Below are 7,368 nucleotides of genomic sequence, written 5' to 3' on the forward strand. Positions count from 1 at the left end.
GTTCTTTAACACAGCCTAAAATAAAAGATGATGCAGCTGCACCATCTTTTTATTTTTCCTTTAATTTTTCTAAGTATCTAACTGCATCGTCGAAGGTATCGATAGGAATAATTTTCATTTTTGTCTTGATATCACGTGCAGTTTTTACCGCTGCTCGATAGTTAGAATTTTTTATTCCTTTCTCATTAGGTGCTAAAAAGATTTCCGCACCCGCTTTATCCGCAGCTACAATTTTTTGTTCAATTCCTCCAATTGGCCCTACTGTTCCATCTTCACTAATTGTACCTGTCCCCGCTATTTGATAGCCTCGCGTTAGATCTTCTTTGGTCAATTGATTATAGATTTCTAATGAAAACATAAGCCCTGCTGAAGGTCCGCCAATTTCATCTGTTCTCACCTTTACCTTAGGATCAACAAGAATTTCCTTATCGTCAACTAAAGATATTCCAATACCTACCTTATTAGGATCCTCCTTGAAACGCTCAACGTTTAAAGTTTCTGTTTTCGTTATTTTATTTCTTGAAAAAGTTAAAGTGACTTTGTCTCCTGCTTTTTTAGTACCTACATACTCAATAAATTTTTCCGAGGAAGAAAATTGGTGTCCATCTACTTTAAATATTCGATCCCCTGCATTGATCTTTCCTGCAGCTGGCATTCCAGGAATTACTTGGACAACATAGATCCCTTTATATTTATAATGTACAGGCAAATCGGCTTTCCGATAGGCAACCTCAATTGCATTAAGTTTTGAACCCGCCATTAAGTGAAGCTGTCTAGCATTATATTCTTCTTCTGTCTCTTTTTTATATAAAATCATTTCTAGTGGATATAGTTCTTCATATTTTAGAAGTTTTGCTTCTAAGTAAGAATAGATATTTGCTCTACCCATTCTTACAGTCGTTAGCATAAAATTTCCTTCATCCTTATACCCACCGTCTACTGTTATAATTGGTCCCAGTTCTTTCGCCATTCCCGGTTTCGAAACATAATAGGGTAAGGTATAATACATCCCCCCAATTAGAAGCAGTGTAATGAAAAGAACAGAACTTATATATATTTTTTTACGCATTGCTTATTGTTACCCCTTCCACTGTTCAATGACGGTTTCTATTTGCTTGATATGTTTTTTTGCTTCTTCCTCACCGATATTAATAATTTCTTCAATATTGGTAAATGCCCGGGAACTGTAGTTTTCAACTGGCGGTCGAATCATGACATCTGCAGTAATTTCCCTGTTCCTAACTATTTCAGATTGCATGATATCGATACTCTGCATAATAACATCATAAATAGAGGAAATCTCTGCATTCCGTTTTACTCTTGAAACATCTACAGCAATGACGATATCCGCTCCCATTTCCCTAGCGACAGATACAGGAACGCGATCGCTGACACCTCCGTCTACAAGGATTCTTCCATTATTTTTTTCCGGCACAAAAATACCGGGAATAGAAATACTAGCTCTTACCGCATCCGCAACAGGCCCATTCTGAAAAACGATTTTCTCACCTGTTAATAAGTCAGTAGCTACAATCCCGATTGGGATGTTCAAATCTTCAATGTTTTTTCCATGGGTAAAAACCTTAATAAATTCCTTCACCTTTTTCCCGGAGATAAAGCCCATCTTTGGTACCGTAAAATCCAAGAAATATTTTCTCTTAAAGGCAGTGGATAGTTTATATAGCCGTTCCATGTCAATACCTGCCCCATAAAAACTACCAACAAGGGCTCCCATGCTGCTCCCAGCGATTAAATGAATGGGAATTCCAGCATCCTTAAATGCCTTTATGACACCTAAATGAGCAAACCCACGTGCACCACCAGAACCAAGTGCCAATCCTATTTTAGGGTGCTCCATCTTAGCTACCTCCCATTTATATATGAACATTTCCTTCCATTGTAAAAGATAAATCTCGTTCAATCTTATGGTCTAAATTGACGTTCTATGAGTATATTTGTGTTATATGAGGACAAGTGTTCATATGATTATTAGGAATAATCTCTATTTTAGCATTGATAACATAAATTTGCACAATGTTACCAATCCCCTCGGAAGGAGGTCCCTCCATTGTTTCGGTCAAAGGTAAAAACACTTTTTCTTTCTTTATCTGTCACCATTTTAGCAGTATCTCTGATTTCTTTTCCACAGGAGTCATTTGATGCTTCGATTCGAGGCCTGAATATGTGGTGGGAAATTGTTTTTCCTTCCCTGCTGCCTTTTTTTATTGTTTCTGAAATGTTAATAGGCTTTGGAGTAGTTAAGTTTATTGGGGTTCTATTAGAGCCCCTCATGAGGCCGCTGTTTAAGGTTCCAGGAGTCGGAGGATTTGTTTGGGCCATGGGAATGGCTTCTGGATTCCCAGCAGGTGCAAAATTCACCGCAAGACTACGCCAAGAAGGACACTTAACCCAAATTGAAGCAGAAAGGCTTGTTTCCTTTACCAATTCCTCAAATCCACTATTTATTTTTGGGGCGGTATCGGTTGGATTTTTCTATAATCCTCACTTAGGTGTTCTTCTTGCTCTTTCACACTATTTAGGGAATATTTGTGTTGGGCTCCTTATGAGATTTTATGGTAAGGAATCACCAGAGGTTGCTAGTGAGAAAAGAAAAAAATTCAAGGTCAGATCTGCCTTATCTGCATTGCATCAGACAAGATTGAAGGATAATCGCCCAATTGGCAAACTTTTAGGTGATGCTGTTAACTCCTCCATCCAAACCTTATTAATGGTTGGCGGTTTTATCATCTTGTTCTCAGTAATAAATAAACTCCTATATCATTTACATATTACAGCAACACTAGCAAAATCTGTTGAGGTAGTACTGTCTTCCATCTCCTTTCCTGAAATGCTAAGTATCCCTTTTATTTCTGGTTTGTTTGAGATTACCTTAGGGAGTCAATTAACAAGTCAGGTACAAGATGCTACCCTTCTCCAAAAAGCTATGATGACCAGCTTCATCTTAGGTTTTAGCGGATTTAGTGTTCAAGCACAAGTAGCCAGTATTTTAGCTCAGACAGATATTAGGTTTCAGCCATTTTTTATTGCGAGAATCCTTCAAGGAATATTTGCCAGCTTGTTTGCACTTATTTTATGGAAACCCATTTATGTGCGCTTTAATAGTAATGATCAGCCTTCAAATGCATTACCCGTTAGTTTTTTCGGTCAAGGATCGTGGGCTGATCACTTTTACCATAAAATGATAGAGATTGGACCACTCATAACAATCCTTTCACTTATGGTTTATGTCTTACTATTGTTTTCGAGGTTAAAAAATCAAAAAAGCTAGGCCTATGCCTAGCTTTTCATTTGTTTGTCATTATACTTTTTTTGTAATTCTTTTTCAACAATAGGAGGGACAAGTTCTGTAATTTTGCCATTGTACTTAGCAACCTCTTTCACAATACTGGAGCTTAAAAAAGAGTATTGGTTGTTGGTCATTATGAAAAAGGTTTCAATATCTTCATCTAACACCCTGTTCATTGAGGTTATCTGCATCTCATACTCGAAGTCAGAGACTGCACGTAATCCCCTAAGTATCGCATTAGCCTTCACACTCTTTGCATAGTCAACAAGTAAACCAGCAAATTCATCGACCATTACATTAGGCATATCCTTAGTTACCTCATTGATTAAATTAATTCGCTCTTCAACAGTAAAAAGTGGGTTTTTTGCTGAATTGTTTAAAACTACCACATATACCTTATCAAAGACCTTGGCTCCTCTACGGATAATGTCTAAATGACCGTATGTAATCGGATCAAAACTTCCTGGACAAACGGCTATACTAGCCAATATGACTCCCCCTTATTCCTCGCTGGTCTGACGAGAATAAATCGTCACAGCAATCATCCCATATTTTTCATGTTTTATTTGCGTAAGCTGTCCCACTGACTGTGGTAACTCTACGTCAAAGCTGTGTTCACAAACTATAATTCCATTTGTCTTTACAACATTCTGCTGATCCATTTTTTCCATTAAATTTACGAGTTGCTGCTTTTTATAGGGAGGATCTAAAAATATGTAATCAAAGTTAATCTCCCTTTTGATTAGGGCTTTTAACGCTCTGTCTGCATCATTACGATAAACCTCTGTCTGCTCTTCAAACTTACAGGCCCTAATATTTTCATTTATGACTTGGATTGCTTTCGACTCTCGATCAATGAAAATAACCCTCTCCAAGCCTCTACTAAGCGCTTCCAACCCTAGTCCACCACTACCAGCAAATAAATCCAAACCTATTCCACCATCAAAATAAGGGCCAATCATATTAAATAACGCTTCTTTTACTTTATCGGTTGTAGGCCTTGTTGTATTTCCTGGAACAGCTTTCAAAGGTCTTCCTTTACATGTGCCCGAAACGACTCTCACTTACATATCACCACATTTGTCGGAAATAATTTTTCTTTATCCATCCTATCATAATTCACAAAAAGTAGACAATCTGTTCACACATATCTTTAGGTTGAATTAACTTATCTAGCTAATTTTTGTTTCATATGGAAATTTTTTAAAATAGACGTATAACCTTAAAGGTTGTGGAAATAATGTTATTAACAACATCAATTCGAGGATGTTGTTGCCAACCGCGGAGAAGACTTACGTTTCCCCATAAGTTCTTCCTCCGGTTTCTCCTCTCCCTTTGCCTTCTATCCTTTAGAGGATGTGGAAGGACCCCGCAGATTATTCTGCGGGGTTTTTTTTGTTTATATTTAAATGAAGCTTAGAAAATGTTAAAGTATTAATGAATTTAGTGTTTAAAGGAGCGTTTTCATTGATACAGCGATTTATTGAACTCGGAGAAGGATATTCAGATATTTACGAACTTATTGAGGTTGCTAAAGCCAATCAACATCGGCTTCACCATATGATGGCTCTTCATACTAAAATAGATAACAAGGAGTTGACCTCCTTAGTTGTTGTGTTAAAACCAACTGATCCAGGCAAGTTTCAACCTTTATACATCTGTCGTGAAGGAATACCAAACCCAAATATTTCACCTAGTAAGAGATACTCCCTTTTTTCTGATACTGCTGAAGAACTTGGTAAACAAGTTATCCAACTATCTGTTAAACCATCTAACAGCTTTAATGAGAAGGAATTATTCTATCAACACCTAATTGGAATTCTTAGATTGAATCATTACCTGGCCCCTCTGCAATAAGGAAAGAGGTTGACACTTGTCAACCTCTTTTTATATACCCATTTTATAATCATATTCCTTAGCTTTGTCAGGTGCAGAATTCTCATACTCCATTCTTAGGAATGGTTTATAAGATGGCTCTACTTTCTTTACGAATGAAAAAGAATTTAACTTTTCCATGATGCCTTCCATGTCTTCTTGATTACAATACAAGACTACATATTTTAGTTTTTTTGAGACGTAATGAACATTACCAAAGCGACGTAGCATCTTAGCTTGTTTTAAAGAGTATAGCCAAACTACTAATCCTTGTCTTTGAACAAACATACTTTTTTCCCCTTCAGCAAAACCATCATTTTAGATAAGTCTAGCATATAGAAAAACAAAAAACCAGCTGAAATATGCTGGTTTACACTCATTAACTACACCCACAGCTTCCTCCGCCGCCACAGCCGGCACCGTGATTAGATTCAAAAAATGGATTGCCTGAAGGAACTTTTATATGTTTAGAAACCGCGCCACCTACTAACATGCTGATTTCATCCAATAGACTTTGGAGATCGTTTTCTGCTAATTTAAAATCAGCTACTAATGGGTCCAAGTCCATTTCCCTCTTTACTTCGCGAATTTGTGTCATAACCCGTTTATAATCAGGGTGATACTTCCCAAAACGTTGGACTTCTTCGTATAGCTCCTTCAGGCTAACAAAACGATTAATTTTCCGTTGTGTCTCCTTATTACTTTTCAATTTATATAAACAAATCTGATATTGTTCCACTACATCGGATTCAAGTACCATCCTAGCTATCGCTTCCGCATTTTCTAATAATTCCATTCTTTCTAACGTAGCAAGCATGCGCCCACCTCCAAGGACATTTTACCATGAAAACTAGGAGAATGCGAAAACTTCATTTTATTTAGGGACATTTACCATAAACTCTTTCGCCAATCCATACGGCTCATTATTTAACTTTACAACCTCAAGCCTTACTTTATGCGTCCCTTGAGATAGTCCCTTAATTATAAATGCAGCAGCCGTTACCTCTCTATTTCGTTTGCCATCAACCCAGATAACCATTTTTCCAATTTTTTGACTTGACTGTTTCGATTCTCTAAAGCTGATCCCAGTGACAATACATTCAACCAATACATCTTTCCCTTTTGTTTCATGCTGTACCAATAATGTAGGTATTTCTTGCGCACTTGAATGAAAAACTGTTACCATTCCTTGCAATAGAAGTAGAAGAACAATAGATGGTATAAACCTTTTCAAGCCAATCACTCCTTTATAGTATTGTTCGCCTCCTTTTTGATTTTTAGTCTTTTTCAAATAACAGTAATAAAAAAAGGCCACATTTTTTCCATGTGGACCTTGGTTAATTTTGGTTTTTCATTGCCTGAAACATAGAATACATCATCGATGCCATTTGCACGCTATTTGAAAACTTTTCGACTTGGTGTGGGATTGTTTTCTTATAATAATGTAATGAGGCAATTTCAAGTGATTGTAAGTCATAAGGATTTCTGGATAGTTTTCTATACCAATAGGGCTGTTCGCGTACAAACTTCTTTAAATCCTTTTGATTTTCTAAATAATCAAGTACCTCTCTTCTCATAGTCTAATTCCCTTCTATTAATCTTTTCGAAATGAAAAAGGATGTTTTGGCCCCTCTTGAGTCTTTACAGGACCTGCTGATGCATTTGGATTCCCTCCTTGAAACTGTGCAATGACACCCTGGATAGCACCTAGTGCCTGACTTAGATTATTAATATGATTTTGCATTTGGTTTGGGTCCATTTTCTTGACCATTCCCATAATATTTGACATCCAATCTCCCTTAGTACTACTCTCTGTTTCAGGTTCCGACCGTGTTTCTACACCTATGGTTTCCCATCGTTTATCTTCTTCACCTAATAAGTACCAATCTTCATACAGCTCTTGCCACGTGGCCTTTCCATTCCGAACTTCTCTAATAATATTTGGATTGTTTTTAACAAATTCTTTGAATTGCAGTACGGAGGGGTGTAATTTTTTTTGCGTCATTTCTCTCACCTCTGCCCATATATATTGCCAATAATACAATATGTAAAAAGATAAGAAGTGTGAAATACAAACTGTGATGAAATTATTTATTAATACATGTCTTAGTGGTAAGATGACTTAAGATAATGCTATGTTAAAGAACAGTGTTGATATTTATACCCAGTTGATTGGAGCGGAAGGC

At 36.9% G+C, this 7,368-nt stretch carries 11 protein-coding genes; 2 read left to right on the forward strand and 9 right to left on the reverse strand.

Annotated elements, in window-relative coordinates:
• Positions 1-49 precede the first annotated feature (49 nt).
• Together ABES03_RS10565 and ABES03_RS10570 are read right to left on the reverse strand one after the other, a co-directional pair.
• Positions 50-1,069: a SepM family pheromone-processing serine protease gene (locus ABES03_RS10565; RefSeq protein WP_430117257.1), complete on the reverse strand. Its 1,020-nt coding sequence runs from the start codon at positions 1,067-1,069 to the stop codon at positions 50-52.
• 9 nt (positions 1,070-1,078) lie between these two features.
• Positions 1,079-1,858: a patatin-like phospholipase family protein gene (locus ABES03_RS10570; RefSeq protein ID WP_430117258.1), complete on the reverse strand. Its 780-nt coding sequence runs from the start codon at positions 1,856-1,858 to the stop codon at positions 1,079-1,081.
• A 210-nt stretch (positions 1,859-2,068) separates the two neighbouring features.
• Here ABES03_RS10570 and ylbJ point away from each other — a divergent pair, with 210 nt between their 5' ends.
• Positions 2,069-3,289 carry a sporulation integral membrane protein YlbJ gene (gene ylbJ, locus ABES03_RS10575; protein WP_430117259.1) on the forward strand — a complete coding sequence of 407 codons (1,221 nt, stop codon included), beginning with the start codon at positions 2,069-2,071 and terminating at the stop codon, positions 3,287-3,289.
• 8 nt (positions 3,290-3,297) lie between these two features.
• On the opposite strand, the gene coaD is transcribed toward ylbJ, so the two are convergent.
• Together coaD and rsmD are read right to left on the reverse strand one after the other, a co-directional pair.
• Positions 3,298-3,795, reverse strand: coding sequence for a pantetheine-phosphate adenylyltransferase (gene coaD / locus ABES03_RS10580; RefSeq protein ID WP_430117260.1), 498 nt, complete (start codon positions 3,793-3,795; stop codon positions 3,298-3,300).
• A 12-nt stretch (positions 3,796-3,807) separates the two neighbouring features.
• Positions 3,808-4,371, reverse strand: coding sequence for a 16S rRNA (guanine(966)-N(2))-methyltransferase RsmD (gene rsmD / locus ABES03_RS10585; protein WP_430117261.1), 564 nt, complete (start codon positions 4,369-4,371; stop codon positions 3,808-3,810).
• A gap of 403 nt (positions 4,372-4,774) precedes the next feature.
• Between rsmD and ABES03_RS10590 the strand changes: the two genes are divergently transcribed.
• Complete coding sequence (locus ABES03_RS10590; protein WP_430117262.1) at positions 4,775-5,164, forward strand: DUF7147 family protein; 390 nt, start codon at positions 4,775-4,777, stop codon at positions 5,162-5,164.
• A gap of 30 nt (positions 5,165-5,194) precedes the next feature.
• Here the strand turns inward: ABES03_RS10590 and ABES03_RS10595 are convergent, their stop codons facing one another.
• From ABES03_RS10595 to ABES03_RS10615, 5 genes are all read right to left on the reverse strand, one after another.
• Positions 5,195-5,470: a YlbG family protein gene (locus ABES03_RS10595; protein ID WP_308080284.1), complete on the reverse strand. Its 276-nt coding sequence runs from the start codon at positions 5,468-5,470 to the stop codon at positions 5,195-5,197.
• Positions 5,471-5,561: 91 nt separating this feature from the next.
• On the reverse strand, positions 5,562-5,999 hold the full coding sequence (locus tag ABES03_RS10600) for a YlbF family regulator (RefSeq protein ID WP_430117263.1): 438 nt from the start codon (positions 5,997-5,999) through the stop codon (positions 5,562-5,564).
• 57 nt (positions 6,000-6,056) lie between these two features.
• Positions 6,057-6,416, reverse strand: a complete 360-nt coding sequence (locus tag ABES03_RS10605) for a hypothetical protein (protein ID WP_430117264.1) — start codon at positions 6,414-6,416, stop codon at positions 6,057-6,059.
• A gap of 103 nt (positions 6,417-6,519) precedes the next feature.
• Entirely contained in the window at positions 6,520-6,759 is a 240-nt protein-coding gene (locus ABES03_RS10610; RefSeq protein ID WP_430117265.1) for a YlbE-like family protein, read from the reverse strand.
• A gap of 17 nt (positions 6,760-6,776) precedes the next feature.
• A complete protein-coding gene (locus ABES03_RS10615) occupies positions 6,777-7,187 on the reverse strand; it encodes a YlbD family protein (protein ID WP_430117266.1) in 411 nt (136 codons plus the stop codon).
• Positions 7,188-7,368 lie beyond the last annotated feature (181 nt).

The sequence above is a fragment of the Neobacillus rhizosphaerae genome, assembly GCF_050477885.1.
Lineage (GTDB): Bacteria > Bacillota > Bacilli > Bacillales > Cytobacillaceae > Neobacillus > Neobacillus rhizosphaerae_A.